Source organism: Marinifilum caeruleilacunae (assembly GCF_013141825.1).
GTDB classification, from domain to species: Bacteria; Bacteroidota; Bacteroidia; order Bacteroidales; family Marinifilaceae; genus Marinifilum; species Marinifilum caeruleilacunae.
Genome location: NZ_RZNH01000003.1, coordinates 242788 through 260882, shown reverse-complemented (window position 1 = coordinate 260882; position 18095 = coordinate 242788). Strand labels below are relative to the sequence as shown.

General features: G+C 38.7%; 16 protein-coding genes. 5 read left to right on the top strand and 11 right to left on the bottom strand.

Going from position 1 to position 18095, the window contains the following annotated elements:
- Positions 1-335: 335 nt before the first annotated feature.
- The 4 genes from ELS83_RS03815 to prmC all read right to left on the bottom strand — a co-directional run bounded on the left by ELS83_RS03815 (position 336) and on the right by prmC (position 3921).
- Positions 336-932, bottom strand: coding sequence for an LPP20 family lipoprotein (locus ELS83_RS03815; protein ID WP_171594202.1), 597 nt, complete (start codon positions 930-932; stop codon positions 336-338).
- A gap of 64 nt (positions 933-996) precedes the next feature.
- Complete coding sequence (locus ELS83_RS03810) at positions 997-2406, bottom strand: LPP20 family lipoprotein (RefSeq protein ID WP_171594201.1); 1410 nt, start codon at positions 2404-2406, stop codon at positions 997-999.
- Between the two features lie 128 nt (positions 2407-2534).
- On the bottom strand, positions 2535-3041 hold the full coding sequence (locus ELS83_RS03805; protein ID WP_171594200.1) for a regulatory protein RecX: 507 nt from the start codon (positions 3039-3041) through the stop codon (positions 2535-2537).
- A gap of 19 nt (positions 3042-3060) precedes the next feature.
- Positions 3061-3921 (bottom strand): peptide chain release factor N(5)-glutamine methyltransferase, encoded by an 861-nt coding sequence (gene prmC / locus ELS83_RS03800; RefSeq protein ID WP_171594199.1) that lies wholly within the window; start codon positions 3919-3921, stop codon positions 3061-3063.
- A gap of 98 nt (positions 3922-4019) precedes the next feature.
- Here prmC and cls point away from each other — a divergent pair, with 98 nt between their 5' ends.
- Positions 4020-5492: a cardiolipin synthase gene (gene cls / locus ELS83_RS03795; protein WP_171594198.1), complete on the top strand. Its 1473-nt coding sequence runs from the start codon at positions 4020-4022 to the stop codon at positions 5490-5492.
- Here the strand turns inward: cls and ELS83_RS03790 are convergent.
- The 4 genes from ELS83_RS03790 to ELS83_RS03775 all read right to left on the bottom strand — a co-directional run bounded on the left by ELS83_RS03790 (position 5476) and on the right by ELS83_RS03775 (position 8887).
- Positions 5476-6306, bottom strand: coding sequence for a carboxypeptidase-like regulatory domain-containing protein (locus ELS83_RS03790; RefSeq protein ID WP_171594197.1), 831 nt, complete (start codon positions 6304-6306; stop codon positions 5476-5478). The two genes, cls and ELS83_RS03790, sit on opposite strands and share 17 nt — an antisense overlap.
- 9 nt (positions 6307-6315) lie before the next feature.
- The gene (locus ELS83_RS03785; RefSeq protein WP_171594196.1) at positions 6316-7167 is read right to left on the bottom strand and encodes a carboxypeptidase-like regulatory domain-containing protein; all 852 of its coding nucleotides are present in this window, start codon (positions 7165-7167) and stop codon (positions 6316-6318) included.
- 20 nt (positions 7168-7187) lie between these two features.
- Entirely contained in the window at positions 7188-8009 is an 822-nt protein-coding gene (locus tag ELS83_RS03780) for a carboxypeptidase-like regulatory domain-containing protein (RefSeq protein ID WP_171594195.1), read from the bottom strand.
- Positions 8010-8137: 128 nt separating this feature from the next.
- Positions 8138-8887, bottom strand: coding sequence for a uracil-DNA glycosylase (locus tag ELS83_RS03775; protein ID WP_171594194.1), 750 nt, complete (start codon positions 8885-8887; stop codon positions 8138-8140).
- Positions 8888-9198: 311 nt separating this feature from the next.
- Between ELS83_RS03775 and ELS83_RS03770 the strand changes: the two genes are divergently transcribed.
- Both ELS83_RS03770 and ELS83_RS03765 read left to right on the top strand, forming a co-directional pair.
- Positions 9199-10017 (top strand): 2,3,4,5-tetrahydropyridine-2,6-dicarboxylate N-succinyltransferase, encoded by an 819-nt coding sequence (locus ELS83_RS03770; RefSeq protein ID WP_171594193.1) that lies wholly within the window; start codon positions 9199-9201, stop codon positions 10015-10017.
- Between the two features lie 142 nt (positions 10018-10159).
- On the top strand, positions 10160-10723 hold the full coding sequence (locus tag ELS83_RS03765) for an L-threonylcarbamoyladenylate synthase (protein ID WP_171594192.1): 564 nt from the start codon (positions 10160-10162) through the stop codon (positions 10721-10723).
- A 61-nt stretch (positions 10724-10784) separates the two neighbouring features.
- Here ELS83_RS03765 and ELS83_RS03760 read toward each other — a convergent pair whose 3' ends face one another.
- The gene (locus tag ELS83_RS03760) at positions 10785-11507 is read right to left on the bottom strand and encodes a head GIN domain-containing protein (protein ID WP_171594191.1); all 723 of its coding nucleotides are present in this window, start codon (positions 11505-11507) and stop codon (positions 10785-10787) included.
- A gap of 168 nt (positions 11508-11675) precedes the next feature.
- Between ELS83_RS03760 and ELS83_RS03755 the strand changes: the two genes are divergently transcribed.
- The gene (locus ELS83_RS03755) at positions 11676-12095 is read left to right on the top strand and encodes an acyl-CoA thioesterase (RefSeq protein ID WP_171594190.1); all 420 of its coding nucleotides are present in this window, start codon (positions 11676-11678) and stop codon (positions 12093-12095) included.
- A gap of 85 nt (positions 12096-12180) precedes the next feature.
- Here ELS83_RS03755 and rimM read toward each other — a convergent pair whose 3' ends face one another.
- Both rimM and ELS83_RS03745 read right to left on the bottom strand, forming a co-directional pair.
- Positions 12181-12717, bottom strand: coding sequence for a ribosome maturation factor RimM (gene rimM, locus ELS83_RS03750; RefSeq protein ID WP_171594189.1), 537 nt, complete (start codon positions 12715-12717; stop codon positions 12181-12183).
- 10 nt (positions 12718-12727) lie between these two features.
- Positions 12728-13270, bottom strand: coding sequence for a 30S ribosomal protein S16 (locus ELS83_RS03745; RefSeq protein WP_171594188.1), 543 nt, complete (start codon positions 13268-13270; stop codon positions 12728-12730).
- A 435-nt stretch (positions 13271-13705) separates the two neighbouring features.
- Between ELS83_RS03745 and dnaE the strand changes: the two genes are divergently transcribed.
- Positions 13706-18082 carry a DNA polymerase III subunit alpha gene (gene dnaE / locus ELS83_RS03740; RefSeq protein ID WP_171594187.1) on the top strand — a complete coding sequence of 1459 codons (4377 nt, stop codon included), beginning with the start codon at positions 13706-13708 and terminating at the stop codon, positions 18080-18082.
- The last annotated feature ends 13 nt before the right edge of the window (positions 18083-18095 follow it).

Below are 18095 nucleotides of genomic sequence, written 5' to 3'. Positions count from 1 at the left end.
TAAATGCCTATGGTTCAATTTAAGTAACAACTGAATATTAAAATATCGATGTCAATCAAATCTGCTTCTATGTTTTTGGAGAGTAATTATTTGAATTAGTTTGGCATCAATATCAAAGATACCTCAGATTACCTTTCTTGGCGCCTCCGTGCGTTGTGCTAAAGATTTTAGCTGGTCTGTTGTAATCATTTTAATCTGTCTATAATTAAGCTGTAAAGGTAAGTAACACTTAGCAATTAACAATGAAGCTTTATTGCCTGATTTGATAAAAACTGTTCCATAAAAAAAGCGCACAGTTTCGAACCATGCGCTTTCCTGATTTCATTCAGTATCTTTTAGAAACCTCTTTGCTGAGCTTGCAATTTCTGCATTTCTGCTTCGAAAGTTTTCTTGAATTTTTCGTAATCGTAATCTACTTTTAACTTGTCTTCCTGAGATAGTCTTTGGTTAATTGCTTCTTCCAAATCTTTTGCACTCATCTCAAGAGCAATATAGGTTTTGTATTTGTTCTGTGCAGTTCTGGTTTGTTTTTCGCAGATTACCTTAATGTTGTTCAGTTGCTGATTAATCACCTCGCGGGTTAAACCTTCGAAACGCTCTTCAACCTGTTCAACATTGTTTAACTCTGTTGAGTTTACGTAGTTGTCGATGGTTCCCTGTACTGTCGACTGAATTAAAGTAGCCAATTCAGCGCGAGCATTGGTTCCAGCCTTTTTCTTTGCTACCATTTGGTCTAAACTTTCACCAATAGCAGAAGCTCTAAAGTGGTTCTTATCACTTTGGTATTCCGGACCAGTACAAAAAACTTCGATTAGCTCTTCTCCTTGTGCCTTTGTTGATACTGCTTTTTCAGCCGATCCACAAGAACTTAAACCTGCAGCTAATAAAACTCCTAAACCAAGGAATAACGATTGTAATTTTCTTGTTTTCATTTGTTCGAATTTTTTAGTGTAATGGCGCAAATCAATGCTCATTACTATGATTCATTACTAATTTTTATAAGTCTAATTGATTCAGTTTTGGAATAATGGTGTTGTGAATTTCATCAACTGCCTGCTCGTAAGCCTCTTTTACAGCATAATCGTAGCTAATTGGTTTCATTCCTTTCACCTCGTAAATGGCATCGTTAAAAATTTCCATGCCGCTATTCGCATCTGTTAATGAGAAAAAGCAATCCAGATACACAATAAATACCTTGTAGTTTCTTCCTTCTTTAATCTCACCTTTGGTAACATTGGTATTGATATCGAGAATCACTTTCGCTTTTTCTTTGTCGTTGGTAAACGAGAAGAAATTTTCCGAAAGTTCTTTCTTCACATTGTTCTTTAAAATTTGCCGATTCGAATCCTTTCCAAAAATTTTCTCACTAAAATTCAGGTATGCCTTTAATCGCTCAACATTGATAATAATCTTACTTTTTGGAGCCGATTCTGGCGTAAAGAATAACTTATTCAATTGATAATTTTCCGACTCTTCATTGAGAATAGAGCTCATATCCAAGCCAACTTCGATTTCTTGTAATTTCATTTTCGAAGTTACTTTCGAAAGTTGAGAGGCTGCATATCCAAATTCATCGGTGCTTATTCTATTGTTCAAAACTCCTTCACCTTTTACAAAATCAATGGCCAATGGAAGATTCGAAATCAGGCTGTTGCCACTTTCTCCCAACCATTCAGCTTTAATCAGGATAGGCTCTTTTTTCGAGGTTGATATCTCAATTCGAATGGCCTTTCTGTCAGGTGTCAATTCAGTTCTTTTAAAAATGTTCTGAATCGAGTTGTAGATATCGCTGCCCAGGTTAATTTTTCCATTAAAGGTCATTACCGATAAATCTTCGTCAAGATGTTTCTTGATGGCATCCAATGCTTTGGCGTAGTAATTAAGAGCCTGGTAAATATCTAGTTTTTCTTCGCTGAGTTTGGCCTGTTCGAAAAAGTTTTGAGCCAGTTTTTTTGCTTTGTTCAGCTTAATTCGTTTCTGCAAAGCATATTGCGATTTCGACAATCGATAGTATACCCAATATTCCTTCCCTTTTTTATTATCCCACGATCCTACAATTTCATAACCTTCCAGTTCTTCCATTAAGGAGGTTTGGATATTGGATTCAAACTCCTCGCGAAATTCTCTTTCATCTTCGAATTGTTGAAGTACCGAATTTGCCGAAATATTCACAGAAATTTCAGAACACAAATCGTAAAGAGCCTGGTTTTTTGCAAGTTGTATATAATTGGTTTTAGAATCGTCTTTTTTAACCACCGAAATTCCCACGTAGTAATCGGGCGTAATTGGTCGTTCCTTCACCCATTTAGGGGGTCTTCTTTTTGCCATACTTTCTTGAGCCGAACAGCCAACAAGCAGGAGCAATATCAGAGTAAAATTAAGCGTTGTGCGTAAAGTTTTTATCATTTGTACTGATTTAGTGTAAGATTCAATAGCAAAAATTAAAGATAAACATTCCTTAACAATAAGCTTGCCAAAATAAAATGAAAAAATGATCTCATTTATATTTCATCGGATAAATGAGCCAAGTGTTTTTAATCGAATCCAGGTGATTCATTCAGGTCAGACAGTAAATCATCAATAAGGTTTAAAGCGAGCTGCGACTCGAAACCTCTGCTTTGAGCAAAGCGATATAGTTTGGTCTTCAGCTGGTAGTGATCATCATCTTTTAAGCTTCGTAATTTCGATTGCAATATGTCCTGAAGATTTTCCCTGTACTCTTCATCATTTATTTGGTCTAAGGCTTCGTTTATAATGCTTTCAGGAATTTGTTTGTGTTTTAAATGGTAGGATATTTTTTTTCGTCCCCATTTGTTGAAACGGTATTTATCGCGCACATAAAAATTCGTAAAACGGCTTTCATCAATAAATTTATCTTCAAGTAATGATTCAATTATCTCGTCCTGATCATCCATTGAGATGTTCCAGTCCTGCAATTTTTTACGAATATCGCTACAGCACTTTTCCTGTTTGCTGCAAATAAACTGAACCTTCGAAAGAGCCGCTTGTGTACTAATATGTTTGTCTGTCTTTTTATACATACTTTTTTAGTGTCAGTTCTTAGGATTTTTGTGCCGAAATCATTCTGTCTTTGCCATTAATATCCTGTCGAAGTTTGATGTTCGAAAATCCTCTCTGTTCAAGTAAATCAATCATTTCTTTGCCTAAACTTTCGTTGATTTCAAAATACAACATTCCATCTTTTTTAAGATGAGCAATAGCCAGCTCTGCAATTCTTCGGTAAAAAATCAAAGGATCATGATTGCTTACAAAAAGAGCAGTATGTGGTTCAAAATCCAATACATTTTTCTCCATTTTCTCTTTTTCGGCCATGGTAACATAAGGCGGATTACTCACGATAATATCCAGTTGCTGCCACTCAAAATTTTCCCAGGCCAAAATGTCTCTTTCAAAAAAATGAACTTTTACTTGATTTACTTCAGCGTTTTCTTTGGCCGTAGCAATGGCTTCCGCCGATATGTCAACACTTGTAACATTTGCTTCTTGTAGGTGTTTGGCCAGGCAAATCGGAATACAACCACTTCCTGTTCCTATATCAAGTACATTCAACTTTTCTTTCTTATTTTCATTGATAATGGCATGAACCAACTCTTCTGTTTCGGGCCTTGGAATTAAAGTGTGCCTGTTTACTTTGAATTTCATTTCGTAAAAATCTGCTTCGCCCAATATATACTGAATGGGTTTGTTCTCCTGTAATTCCGAAATGTAATTCCTGATCTGATTATATTGTTCCTTAGAAATCGATTCATTTTTATTCAGTTGAATCTGCGTTCTCGAGTAATCAAGCACATTTTCAAGCAGGATATAAGCCACACTTTCACACTCGCGTAAACTATAAATGCCTTCAAGTTCTTTTTTTATGTAATTTATTGTAGATTGTATGTTGTTTAATTGGCACATTATATTTGCATGATTTTGCTTTAGATGAGAATTTCGTTTCCTACATCTGAAAGCGATTTTAGAAAGCAAAGATACAAATCTTCTATTCTCGTACTTTTATGTTACTATCAATAAATTGGTCGGATTTTTGGCTGCACTTTTTTCAAGTGCTTGGAATTATCTATGCGCTTACCATTTTTGCTACCATTGTCATTGTATTACTCGAAAATAGAAGTCCGCTAAAAACCATATCATGGATATTGGTTCTCATTTTCCTTCCCATTTTTGGTTTTGTGGTTTACCTGGTTTTCGGACAGAGTTTTCGCAAGCGCAAGATGTTTAGTTTAAAAGGCTTTGGCGATTTAAAGTGGCTACAGGTGATGAGTCAGGATCAGAAACTCAGATTGGAAAAAAGTCGTTTCCTGAAAGATGAACGAATTCATGAGAAGAAGAACATCATGACCTTGTTGCTGAACAATTCGAAGGCTTTACTGAGTGGAAACAATAAGGTAGAAATATTGAATGATGGTAAGGAAACTTTCTCTGCAATTTTCGAGGCCTTACGAAAGGCAAAAGACCATATCCATTTGGAATATTATATTATCGAAGATGGAGAATTGGCTTCGGAATTGCTTGAAATATTGGTTAATAAAGCCAAAAGTGGCGTAGAAGTTCGTGTGATTTACGATGATGTAGGCAGTTGGAAACTCAGCAAACAATATGTAGAAACATTAGAAAATGCGGGTGTTAAAGTGCAGGCCTTTTTGCCGGTTCGTTTTCCCATTTTAACCAGTAGGGTCAACTATCGAAATCACAGAAAAATTATTGTGATCGATGGAAGCACTGCTTTTGTTGGTGGTTTAAATTTTGCTGATCGATATCTTCATGGCATTCCTGATATTGGCATTTGGCGCGATACCCACTTAAAGGTAATGGGAGAGGCAGCTTCGAGTTTGCAAATTGTATTCCTGATTGACTGGTACTTTGTTCGACAGGAGGTATTGCTGAATGAAAAATACCTGCCAAATACTAAAGCAAAGGAGAAATGTTTGTTGCAAATTACCGCCTCCGGAGCCGATTCCGACTGGGCAAGTATTATGCAGGCCTATTTTTCTGCCATTACATCGGCCAAACGGAATGTTTACATTTCATCGCCATATTTTATGCCCAATGGCAGTATTCTAATGGCACTAAAAACTTCGGCCATGAGTGGAGTAGATGTACGGGTTCTGATTCCCAATAAATCTGATTCATTCATGACCTATTGGGGAACTTTATCCTACATCGAAGAATTATTGGAAGCTGGAGTTCGCATCTATTTTTACAAAGCAGGGTTTAACCACAGTAAAATCATGACTGTTGATGGAATTATGGCAACGGTAGGAACGGCAAATATGGATGTGCGTAGTTTTGAGCAGAACTTTGAGGTGAACGCCCTGGTGTACGATGAAAAAATAACGCTTGAACTGCGAGAGCGTTTTCTGGAAGATCTGAAGCAGAGCGATGAGGTGATTCTTGATCGATGGGTAAATCGTTCAAAATCTCAAAAAATGAAAGAATCGGTTGCCCGTTTGTTTACTCCTCTTTTGTAGAAAGTTTTTGGTATTCTTCGAACAAATCTAAAATTTGTTTCATCACATCGTAATCGGTAGATTTTTCGGTGACATGAATTTTTTTTCCGCAGAATTCCATAAAATCTACCAATTCATCCCCTTTTAAACCTGTAGCATCGGCAACAATTTCAGCATTGTACTTCGAGCTTATTTTTTTGTTCTTGCTCTCGTTTTTAATCATTTTGCTCAATCTTTTCTTGGCCTTTTCTTTTTTGCTGAACTTGTTGTGAAGAAAATCTGTGGGTCTGAAAATGGCATCAACAACGCCCATTTTCCCTTCTACTTTAGGTCGGTATCGGGCAGGAACAGGGTTTGGTTCCCTGGTGTTGTAAGGTTCCAATTGTTTGCCAATGTCTTTGTTAATCGGATTTTTCTCTTCTACCTTACTTTTTACAAACTCATCTTTAAATTCTTCCCATGTGCCCAATGCATAAATATCTACTTCTTTTAGCAGGTATGAAATGTCTCTTAGTTTGATCCGAAAAAAGGGTGGAAAATCAGGATTAAGGATTACAGGAACTGGCCACTCTTTCATTTCATAGCCCAAAGCACTTATCACCAAAGTGTCGTTTTGTTGAATTTGCAAATGGAAAACTCCTGTACTGTCACAAATTACACCTTTACGCGATCTTTTAATAGCCACAGTAGCATTGGGAACGGCTTCGTTGGTTTTTGAAGAATACACCATACCCGAAATACTAAGCACAGAATCTTGCAGAAATGCCTGGGCATTGCCGTTAAAACTTGGCAAAACAAAGATCAGAACTATTATAATTTTGTATGCAAATTTCATTTGAAGCAGTTATGGTCTTAGGTGGTTTGGAATTTTATTCAAAGAATCAAGCCTTAGAATACTTGAATTGGCTTTTTCAGGATCCTGCAAATATTCTTCGTAAAGTTCTAAAATTTTCGTTTGAATATGTATTTCACTGTCTTTGTAGGTAAAATCAGAATTCTTACAGATAAAAACAAACACTTTCTCTAGTGTACTGTCCGATTCATGGGTTAGGTCGGCAACAATTTCCCGATTAAATTTTTTCTGAAGCATTTGCTGATGCAGGAAATTGATATCATCGGAGAATACTGGTTCAGCTTTTCTTTTTCTTTTAAAAAGTTTGCTTCCCAATCCGATTAATCCTGCCACAATATTGGGAGGTGTGGTTTCTAATTCTTTTTGTCTGATTTTCATCATCTGCACCTCATTCAGCTTGTATTTTTCTCCCATGTTTTTTTTAGGGGGAGTTTTGGTCTTCACAAAATCTTCCTTAAACTCTTCCCAGGTGCCTAGTGCATAAATATCTACCTCTTTTAATAAAACCGCCTGACCTTTTAGATGGATTTTGAAAAATGGCGGAAAATCAGGATCTATAATCAAAGGCACAGGCCATTGAATAATTTCATATCCCATCGAACTTACCACCAATGTGTCTTTGGGCTGAATTTGCAAATGAAACACACCCGCACTGTCACTAATTACACCTCTTCGGGTTCTTTTAATGGTAACAATTGCATTTTCAATCGGCTCTTTACTTTTCTCGCTTAATATCATTCCCGATATACTGATGGTAGAATCTTGCAGAAATGTTTGAGCCGTAATATTGCCCGAAAAAAGGAATAGGGTAAAGATCAAAAGAGTTGGAGAGCAGGCTTTCATTTATAGTGGTTATGTAGGGCTTAAGGTCGTAGGTGGTTTTGTATTTTTCCAAGCGAATCGGCATACGAAAAATTGTAATCCCAGTCGGGATTCTCCTTTAAAAATTCTTTATGCAATTGCTTAATTTTTCGAACGATATATAAATCGCTTGTTTGATGCGTAAAACTACTTCTTGAGTTGATGTATTTCATTAAAATATCCAACCTTTTGCCATGCTCTTTTGTAATATCAGCAACGATATTCCGATTGTATTTTTCAGCCAATAAGCCAGCATGAATTTCTTCCAATCTTGTTGGAACTTTCATCCCTTTGTATTTCTTTTTCCCGTTACCAAAGCCAAAGCTAACACCTGCACCTTGTCTTCTTAAAGCCCTTCCTGTGTACTCGTCTTTTGTAAAATCACCAAAACTCATGGCTAATGATGCATCCGGATCTTCAGGCGCTTTAGATTTTACAAATTGCTCTTTAAATTCGTTCCAGCTTCCAAAAGAATAGACTTTTACCTCACGCAGCATAAAACTTTCCTTGTCCATATAAACTTCCTGGAAAATTTCATTCTCAACACTTGGCGTTTGAATGTCTACAACCTGTGCCTTAAATCCCATTGCGGTAACTTTAAGCTTCTGATCAGGGTTTACCCGAATTCTGAAAAAACCCAGGCTGTCGCAGATAATTCCCCAGTAGGTATCGTCCAAATTCACATGTGCGTAAGAAACGCCCTCTTTGGTTTCGCTATTGATTACTTTACCCGAAACGATAAAGGTTTGATCTTGCTTGTTCTGAGATAGAGCGGTATTGATCAATAAAATCAGTAAAATTATGGTGCTAATGGTTGTCTTCAATCTTCTGCTTTTAAGTAATGAATGATAAATATAGTTCACTCATTGAACTTAAATTCCGATTGTTACAATTTTTAACACACTTTAACCGTAATTAAGTGAGGATTGCACAATTTCTCTGAAAAGTAAAATTATTGTTCGATTCCCAGCCAGTTTACCTTGGTTTTTGTTTCGCTAAACGGATTAATTTTTCCGAACAAAATGTCATTCTCTCTCTGGTAGCACATCATTGGGTGGGAGGTTTCAATTTTATTTTCGATTTGAATGTTGGCAACAATATTCTGAGCATTATTTCCCCATAAAAACCAAACTGCTTCCTTGTTTTTGCTGGCAATATAAGTAAGAAGTTTCTGGGTAAATTCTGACCAGATTTTTGTGTGAGAGTTCGGATTTCCTACTTCACATGTAAAAGCTGTGTTGAGCAACAATACATTCTCCTTCTCCCACCAGTATCGAAACAGCTGATTGGGAGGAAGTACTTTAAACTCACCATCCATAGGCAAACGATCACCTTCGTTTAGCTGCTTTAAAATCTCCGAATACTTCAATTCTTCGGCTGTGTAGGCCTTATAAATACTTCTTAAGATATTTTTTAGCGATACATTCCTGAATTTATCGAACCACGAATTCAATCCGTTTACTTCAAAAGCACGACCTGTGGCAACACCTTCCTGCGGATATGGATCTTGTCCCAGGATCACAACAGGAATCTTCTCTAAATCCATTTCCAAAAATCGAAGTACCAGTTCCTTTTTAGGAGTTGCACTTTCCATCGAAATGGACGATTCGATATTCTGAATCAGATCAATAATATCATTGCTGAGAAATGCATTCCACGATTCGTGAATGGATAAACTTGAAAGGAAGGTTGAATTTTGCATGTTCGGACAATTTGTTTGCCCAAAAGTAAAAAATGGATTCCTAAATCGCGAAAGAATAATCATCAATATTGATATTTGAATATCCTGATTAGGTATTCGCTTGCCAACTTTTAGGTAGGGGAGAGAAGTCGAAGTTCGACTCTTCGACCATTCGACTTTTCGACTCTTTGACCATTCGACTTTTTGACTCTTTGACTCTTCGACTTTTCGACTCTTTGACCATTCGACTTTTTGACTCTTGCACCTTTCGACTTTTGAACTTTTTAACTAGTTTTGTGGGCATTAACCAAAATTTTAGAAATTAAAATAATATGTACGAGAATCTGAAACAAAGCATTGAATCTGCTTGGGAAGACAGGTCATTACTGAAGACTCCCGAGGTTCAAAAAAATATAGAAGAGGTAATTGAGCTTCTTGATAAAGGAAAATTGCGTACTGCAGAACCAATTGAAGGTGGTTGGCAGGTGAACGAATGGGTGAAAAAAGCAGTGATTCTGTATTTCCCAATTCGTAAAATGGAAACCATAGAAGTAGGACCATTCGAATTCCACGATAAAATGGCATTGAAAACCAACTATGCCGAATTGGGTGTTCGTGTTGTTCCTCATGCAGTATCGCGTTACGGAGCATTTATTGCAAAAGATGTGGTCATGATGCCTTCCTATGTAAACATTGGCGCTTATGTTGATGAGGGAACCATGGTGGATACCTGGGCGACTGTAGGTTCATGTGCTCAAATCGGGAAACATGTTCACTTAAGTGGCGGTGTTGGTATTGGTGGTGTATTGGAGCCAATCCAGGCTGCTCCGGTAATTGTTGAGGACAACTGTTTTATTGGATCACGTTGTATTGTAGTTGAAGGTGTGCATCTTGAAAAAGAAGTGGTACTGGGCGCAAATGTTGTACTTACCAAATCGACAAAAATTATCGATGTTACAGGCGATGAGCCAGTAGAGTATACAGGTTTTGTTCCTGCTCGCTCGGTGGTGATTCCGGGAACAAGAAGCAAGAAATTTCCAGCAGGAGAATACCAGGTTCCTTGTGCACTAATTATTGGTAAGCGTAAGCCATCAACCGATTTGAAAACATCATTGAACGATGCACTTCGCGAGTACAACGTAGCGGTGTAAATAATTAATAATGAACAATGAGTAATGAATAATAATGATTGCTCATTGATTTTTGTGAAATGTGAATAATTTGTGATAAAGAGAATATAAATTCCTCATTCACTCATTCACTCATTCACTCATTCACTCATTCACTTGAACTATGAACAACGACATTAACAAAGCACTTGAAGTTTTAAAATCGGGCGGTGTAATTTTATATCCAACCGATACCATTTGGGGAATTGGCTGCGATGCAACCAACGAAGATGCTGTGAAAAGAGTATATGAGATTAAGCAGCGGGAAGATTGCAAGGCCATGCTGGTTTTAATGGAGAATCCCAACAGGTTGAACTCCTATGTTGAAGAGGTTCCGGAAATTGCCTGGGATCTGATCGATGCCAACGATAAACCAATGACTTTGATCTACCCGGGAGCAAAAAATTTAGCTCCAAACCTGATCAATTCAGATGGCACCATAGGCATTCGTATCTCCGAAGAGGAATTCACTTCCAAGCTGATTCAAAGATTCAAAAAACCAATTGTTTCGACTTCGGCAAATATTAGTGGAGAACCTTCGCCGGCGAATTTTACCGAGATTAACGAGAAACTGAAAGAGTTGGTTGATTATGTCGTAGAGTATCGCCAGGACGATATGGAAAAAGCCAGTGCTTCAAGCATAATAAAAATTGGAGTGGGAGGCGAAATTCAAATCCTTCGAAAATAAAAAATAAAAACCTCTCAGTACAAAAATTGCTGAGAGGTTTTCTTTTATGAGTTAAAGGCAATTAATTTCCTACAGATTTGATCGAACCAGATCCTGCCGATTTGCTATCAACATATTTAGGCTGACCACGATAGTAAATGTCGCCGCTACCTGCAACGCGAGCATTAATTCTTTCCGAAGCATAAACCTTACAGTCGCCCGAACCCGAAATGCGTACCTCTACCGATTTGGCTTCAAAATAACCAGCTTCAATATCGCCAGAACCACTAATATGAATCTCAAATTCATCCTTACATGCTCCTTTTAAACGAATGTCGCCAGAACCTGAAATATGGCACTCCAGGTTATCCGCTTTCAACTGGTCGATAATGATATTTCCACTTCCGCTGATCGAATAATCTATACTGCCCGATTCAATCGGAGTTTTGGCAATAATGTTACCCGAACCCGAAATTCTAAGGTCCTCAACATTAGGAGTAGAAATGTAAACCTCTACTTTTTTAAATGAACGGGAGTTCCAACCCCAGCCTTTGTTCTTTTTGCGCTTAATTTTTAAAGTTGATCCATCAACTTCGGTAATAATTTCTTCCAAATCGTCGGAATAACCTTTAATTTTTACCGATGTGTTGTTTTCCTGGCTCACATAAACCTTGGCTGCAATCGAAAGGCTAATCGATTCGAAAGAACCCACTTTTCGATTCTCTGTTTTCTGGGCAAATGCAATTGTACTGCTTACTACCAAAGCAAAAACAGCAATCAGGGAAGTAATACGTTTTGATCTCATATTTTATGGTTTTAGGTAAATAATCGTTTCGTACTTTTTAAAGGACGAACAAGTCAATCAAAAGTTGCACCTCAGTTCGTGATTTTTTAAATGCAGAAGTTTAAATCATCGCAATTCGTAATTCCTAATTCGTAATTACTTCTTACCTTCGTCCAAAATTTGAAGAAAATGGAATTCAATCACATCAAGAAAATACAAATCCGCTTTGGCGATATCGATCTAATGGGACACGCAAACAATGGCGTGCAGTTAAGTTATTTAGATTTGGCAAGAATGGACTATTTTCAGCAGGTATACGGACAGGTGATCGATTGGAACGATTCTGCCTTAATTGTTGCTCATCTCGAAATCGACTACCTATCTTCAATCACCCTGCACGATAAAATCGAAGTGCATACCAGAATTCACAAAATTGGGAACAAAAGTGTCCGACTCTACCAGAATATCGTCGATTCGGTAACAGGCGAAATAAAAACCAAAACATCACAGGTAATGGTGGGTTACAGTCAAAAATTGGGAACAAGCATTCCCGTACCCGAAACCCTAAAAATAAGAATTCGCGAATTCGAAAAAGAAGTCGTAGGCTAAAAGTGATCAAACAGCGATCTGATCGGTAAACAGGAGTTTGTTTAAATTTTGGAGTCGAAAGTAAGGTAGCTGAGCGGAGTCGAAGCTATAGATACAAATCTAGCAAACCATCAGGCGTTTCCATGCAAATGGTTTTGCTTTCTTCATCAAGATCAATAAAGTTTTCGTCGGCAAAAGGAATCATCACCTCCTCTTCATTTATCTCAATTACCATCACAATATTGCCGGAAAAATCCTGAATGTCAACAATCTCGCCAAGTTCGCCTTTTTCTTCATCTATATAGGTGAAACCAATTAGCACATTCGGATCAAGTTCATCCTCTTCCTCAATAAAGTCAGGTACATCTTTCATCGGAACATAAATATCGCAGGCAATAAACCTTTTGGCCTTTTCCTCCGTCGACATATCTTCCAATAAAATTCTAACACTCGAATGATTTCTCGAGCTAATTCCATTTTTAGGAATAAAAAAAGGAACCAATCCTCCGTCAATATCGACAAGGATTGATTCCAATTTATTTCTTTCAAGAAGATCACCATTTGTTTTAGCAACCAATTCACCCTTCACTCCATGAGTTTTGGTAAAAGTACCCGCTAAATAACAATCCTCTTTTCTAAGCATGCAATTCAAATTAAGCTTCAGTTTCTTCAGCTCCTTCTTCGTTTGCAGCTTCAGCATCGTCACCAGCTTCTTCAGCTTTAGCAGCAGCTTCAGCTTCAGCAGCTTTCTTAGCGATTGCTTCAGCTCTGTCAGAGCTAATCTTAGCTTCTGCTTCCAAACGTGCAGCTTTAGCTTCGTCAGCAGCTTTTGCAAGACCATCTTTCTTCGCGTTGATCTTAGCTACTTTCTCTTGCTTCCAAGCCTGGTATTTTTCTTCAGCAGCTGCTTCATCAAAAGCACCTTTTTTAACACCTTCTAACAAGTGCTTTTTCATCATCACACCTTCGTACGATAAAATTGCTCTTGCAGTATCGGTAGGCTGAGCACCATTTCCAAGCCAGGTTAAGGCTTTGTCAAAATCTAGGTCAATTGTAGCAGGATTGGTGTTTGGATTGTATGATCCAATACGCTCAATGTATCTACCATCACGTGGCGCTCTGCTATCTGCTACCACGATGTGGTAGAATGCACGTCTTTTACGACCGTGTCTTGCTAGTCTAATTTTTACTGGCATAACTCTTTTAAAATAAGATTAATAAATTTGCCTACTATTATAGTTGTGGTATACATACCACGATTTATAAGCGCGACAAAGATACAATTTTATTTTTGAATCGAAACAGCTTGTTTAAGAATAATTTATACCCTTATTCAAACTAAGTTTCATTGCCTAATTCCTAAGCACTTGGGCGTGCCCCTTCGGGTCGGGCTTTGCGTTGCAAGTCCTCGCTCGTTCCTCGCTGTGGGCTTTCCACTTCAATCCCTCACGCAGCTTGCAGTTTAAGGCTTGTAGTTTGAGGCTTGTAGCCTGTTCAAAAATTGCACTTACCCATCCATTTTGCAGAGACATCAAAGAACTGCAGAATCTTCCAAATCACACAAATTAATTCCTTATCTTCGCATTCAGCCTACATTTTAAGGCAAAAAATGCTATAATTCTGATTTTGAGATGTTTTTAATATTTGATACCGAAACAACCGGCTTACCCAAAAAATGGAAAGCACCTTTAGACGATTTCGACAATTGGCCAAGAATGGTACAGTTGGCATGGCAATGTCATGATATCGAAGGGAATTTCCTTTTTGCAAAAAACCATGTAATTACACCCGACGGATACACCATTCCCGAAGATGTAGTAGCAGTACACGGTATCTCAACCGAAATCGCACACGAAAAAGGAATACCTCTCATCGAGGCCCTAAACGATTTCATGGAAGATGTCCGTAAATCAAAATTCATCATCGGACACAACGTATCCTTCGATATCAATATTGTTGGATGCGAACTCTTGCGATGCGAACTAAATGAGAGAGACCTGGTAACAGCATCCTCTCTCGATACCATGCTAGGCAGTAAGGAGTTTTGCGATTTAAAACGTCGCGGACAATTAAAAAATCCAACCCTTACCGAACTGCACACAAAACTGTTTGGAGTTCCCTTTGCCGAAGCACACAATGCAGCTGCCGATGTGGAGGCAACATCACGCTGTTTCCTCGAGCTGATTCGTGTCGATGGCCTAAGTCCCGACCTGCACAAAATGACACCCGAGCAGGTTCAGGCATTCAAAATCAATAATCCAAAACCGATCGAGCTTGTCGGAATCAAGTACGAATCCTTTAAGGTAAAGACCGCCTTCGACGACATCTCAATCGAAAAAGAAGAACGCAAAAGAAAAGAAGCCGCAAAGAACATCAACAAACAAGATTTTGTTCATTTGCATGTTCATTCGCAATACTCCATTCTCGACGGAGCAGCAAAAACCTCCGCCCTTGCCGCAAAAGCAAAAGAAGATGGCATGCCCGCCCTGGCTTTAACAGATCATGGCAGTATGTTCGGAATCAAAGAGTTTCATGTTTCTTGTGCAAAAGCAGGCATCAAACCTATTATTGGAGTGGAAGCCTATGTGGCAAAACGCGGACACCTTGTAAAAGAAAACAAGTCCGACGGATCGGGGCATCACCTTATTCTCCTGGCTAAAAACTATAAAGGATATCAGAGTCTACTCAAATTAACATCCATTGCGCATACCGATGGGATGTACTACAAACCACGAATCGATAAAGATTTGCTGGAACAGTATAGTGAAGGCTTAATTGTGAGCAGTGCATGTTTGGGTGGTGAAGTTTCTCAGCACATCATGGCAGGTAGTATCGAAAAAGCCAAGGAAACCATTCTTTGGTACAAAGATGTATTTGGAGAAGATTACTACCTCGAAATTATGCGTCATCCCAACGACGACCCTCGCCTGAAAACCGATGTTTGGGAAAACCAGGTAAAAGTAAATAAGGTAATTCGACAGTTGGGAGCCGAATTGGGTGTGAAGGTAATTGCCACCAACGATTCGCATTTTGTGAATGCAGAAGATGCTGCGGCTCATGATGTTTTGGTTTGCCTGAATACAGGTCGCGATTACGACGACCCTACACGTATGCGTTATACCAAACAGGAGTGGTTCAAAACCACCGATGAAATGAATGAACTTTTTGCCGATGTGCCGGAAGCATTGGCAAATACCATAGAAATTGCAGAGAAAGTTGAAGCTTTCGAACTGGATTGTAACCCAATTATGCCTCCCTTCGATATTCCGGAGGAGTTTGGAACTTTAGAAGAATACAAGGAAAAATTCGATGAGGCAGCGCTAATTGAAGAGTTTGAAAAAGAGCGTTACGAAAAAATTGGTGGATACGAGAAAGTATTGCCCATTAAACTGGAAGCCGACTATTTGGAACACCTTGCTTTCGAAGGTGCCAAAAAACGCTATGGCGACGAGCTGGAAGAACATGTGGTAGAACGACTCGAATTTGAGCTGAATACCATTAAAACAATGGGTTTTCCAGGGTATTTCTTAATTACTCAGGATTTTATCAACTGGGCAAAAGACAATGGCGTAATTGTAGGTCCGGGTCGTGGTTCGGCAGCCGGTTCGGCAGTAGCTTACTGCATTTCCATTACCGATGTCGACCCTATTAAATACGATTTGCTGTTCGAGCGTTTCCTAAATCCCGATCGTATCTCCATGCCCGATGTGGATATCGACTTCGATGATGATGGAAGACAGGAAGTACTCGACTATGTAACCGATAAATACGGACAGGACAAAGTAGCTCACATCTGTACTTTTGGTACAATGGCAACAAAAAGTTCCATTAAAGATGTAGCGCGAGTGCTGCGACTAGATCTGGCGGAAGCCAACAGGTTGGCCAAATTGGTACCTGAAGCTCCAAAAATGAGTTTCAAAAAGGCTTATGAAGAAGAGCCTTTGCTGCTGGAAGAAAAAGATTCGCCAAATCCTTTAATCGCAAGAACAATAAAGTTTGCAGAGTCCCTGGAAGGTTCGGTAAGACAAACAGGTGTACATGCCTGTGGTGTTCTTATTGGAAAAAATCCGCTTGACGAGCACCTTCCGGTAATGCCAACCAAAGGTGAGGAACTGCTTACCACACAATACGATGGACGCTTTGTAGAAGATATTGGCCTCCTGAAAATGGATTTCCTGGGTTTGAAAACCTTATCTATCATCAAAGAGGTTTTGTCCAATGTAAAACTGTCGAAAGATATCGATGTCGACATTAACAATGTTGACCTTGAAAATGAAAAGACATTCCAGTTGTTTAGCCGTGGTGAAACAACTGCCATTTTCCAGTTCGAGTCGCCGGGAATGAAAAAGCACCTTAGGGCACTTAAACCAAACCGTTTCGAAGATTTGGTTGCCATGAATGCTTTGTATCGTCCGGGACCAATGGAATATATACCATCCTTCATTCGAAGAAAAAACGGGGAAGAGGAAATTACCTACGATCACCCAATAATGGAGGATTACCTGAAGGATACATACGGAATTACCGTTTACCAGGAGCAGGTGATGCTCCAGTCGAGAGCACTGGGGCAGTTTACTCGTGGGATGTCCGATTCCTTACGTAAGGCGATGGGGAAAAAGATCATTGCAATGATGGATAAACTGAAGGTTGAGTTTATCAATGGTTGCCATGACAACCCAAAGTTTATGGAAGGTGTGAATGGCGATAATGCCAAAGCCGATAAGCTGATTGAGAAAATCTGGTCGGATTGGGAGGCATTTGCCAAATATGCATTTAACAAATCGCACTCGGTATGTTATGCCTACATTGCCTATCAAACAGGATTCCTTAAGGCACATTACCCAGCCGAGTTTATGGCTGCCGTTCTTAGTCGTAACTTATCCGATATCACGAAAGTGACCATTTTTATGGATGAGTGTAAACGTATGGGATTGCCAGTACTTGGGCCAGATGTAAACGAATCCTACAAAACATTTACCGTAAATAAACATGGTGAGATTCGTTTTGGAATGGCCGGTGTTAAAGGGGTAGGAGAACAGGCTGTTGCCGATATTATCGAAGAACGAAAAAATGGTCCGTTCAAGGATATTTTCGATTTTGTTGAGCGTGTAAACCTTAGGTCCGTAAACAAGAGAACACTTGAAAATCTTGCCATGTCGGGAGGTTTCGATAGCTTCGGACTGAAAAGAAGTCAGTATTTCCAGCCAGATGAAAACGATGTGACCTTTATGGAGCACCTGGTGAAATATGGAAATAAGCTTCAGGCAGAAAAAATTAACAACCAGCAAACCCTTTTTGGTGGCGTTGATGATTATGTGGTAACTCCGCCTAAAGCACCTGAGTGTGCAGAATGGGGAAAGCTGGAACGCCTGAATAAAGAGAAGGAACTAATTGGAATTTATTTGTCGGCACATCCGCTTGATGATTTTAAGACAACCATTAATAACTTTTGTAATGCGAGTATTTCTGAATTGTCATCAGATTTTGAAAGCTTTGCCAATAAGGATGTAAATATTGCAGGGATGATTACTGCAATTCGAAGGGGAACCACCAAAAATGGAAATCCATTTGCCATTGTTGGGGTTGAAGATTTCTCTGATTCTTATGAACTGGCATTTTTCGGAAAAGATTTTATCGAATTTGGAAACTATTTTGTCGAAGGACTTTCGATCTATATTAGCGGTAGGGTGCAGACACGTTCGTGGCCTAAGGATTCTACCGAGCTCGAATTTAAGGTGAAAAATATCATGATGCTTTCTGAGGTTCTAGAGAAGAAAGCAAAGGAGTTTACACTTGAAATTCCTTTATCGGCTTTGACCGATGAACTGGTGACAGAAATCTATAACTGCGTAGATGAGAACAAGGGAAGCATGAAACTTAATTTTGAGATTTATGACAATGGGAAAAAGGCATTGAAAATGTTTTCGAGAAGTTATCGGGTGGAGTTAACAAATGATTTAATCGAATATTTTGAAAATAATGCGGAAATTAAATTCAAAATTAACTAAATTGCACTAGTTT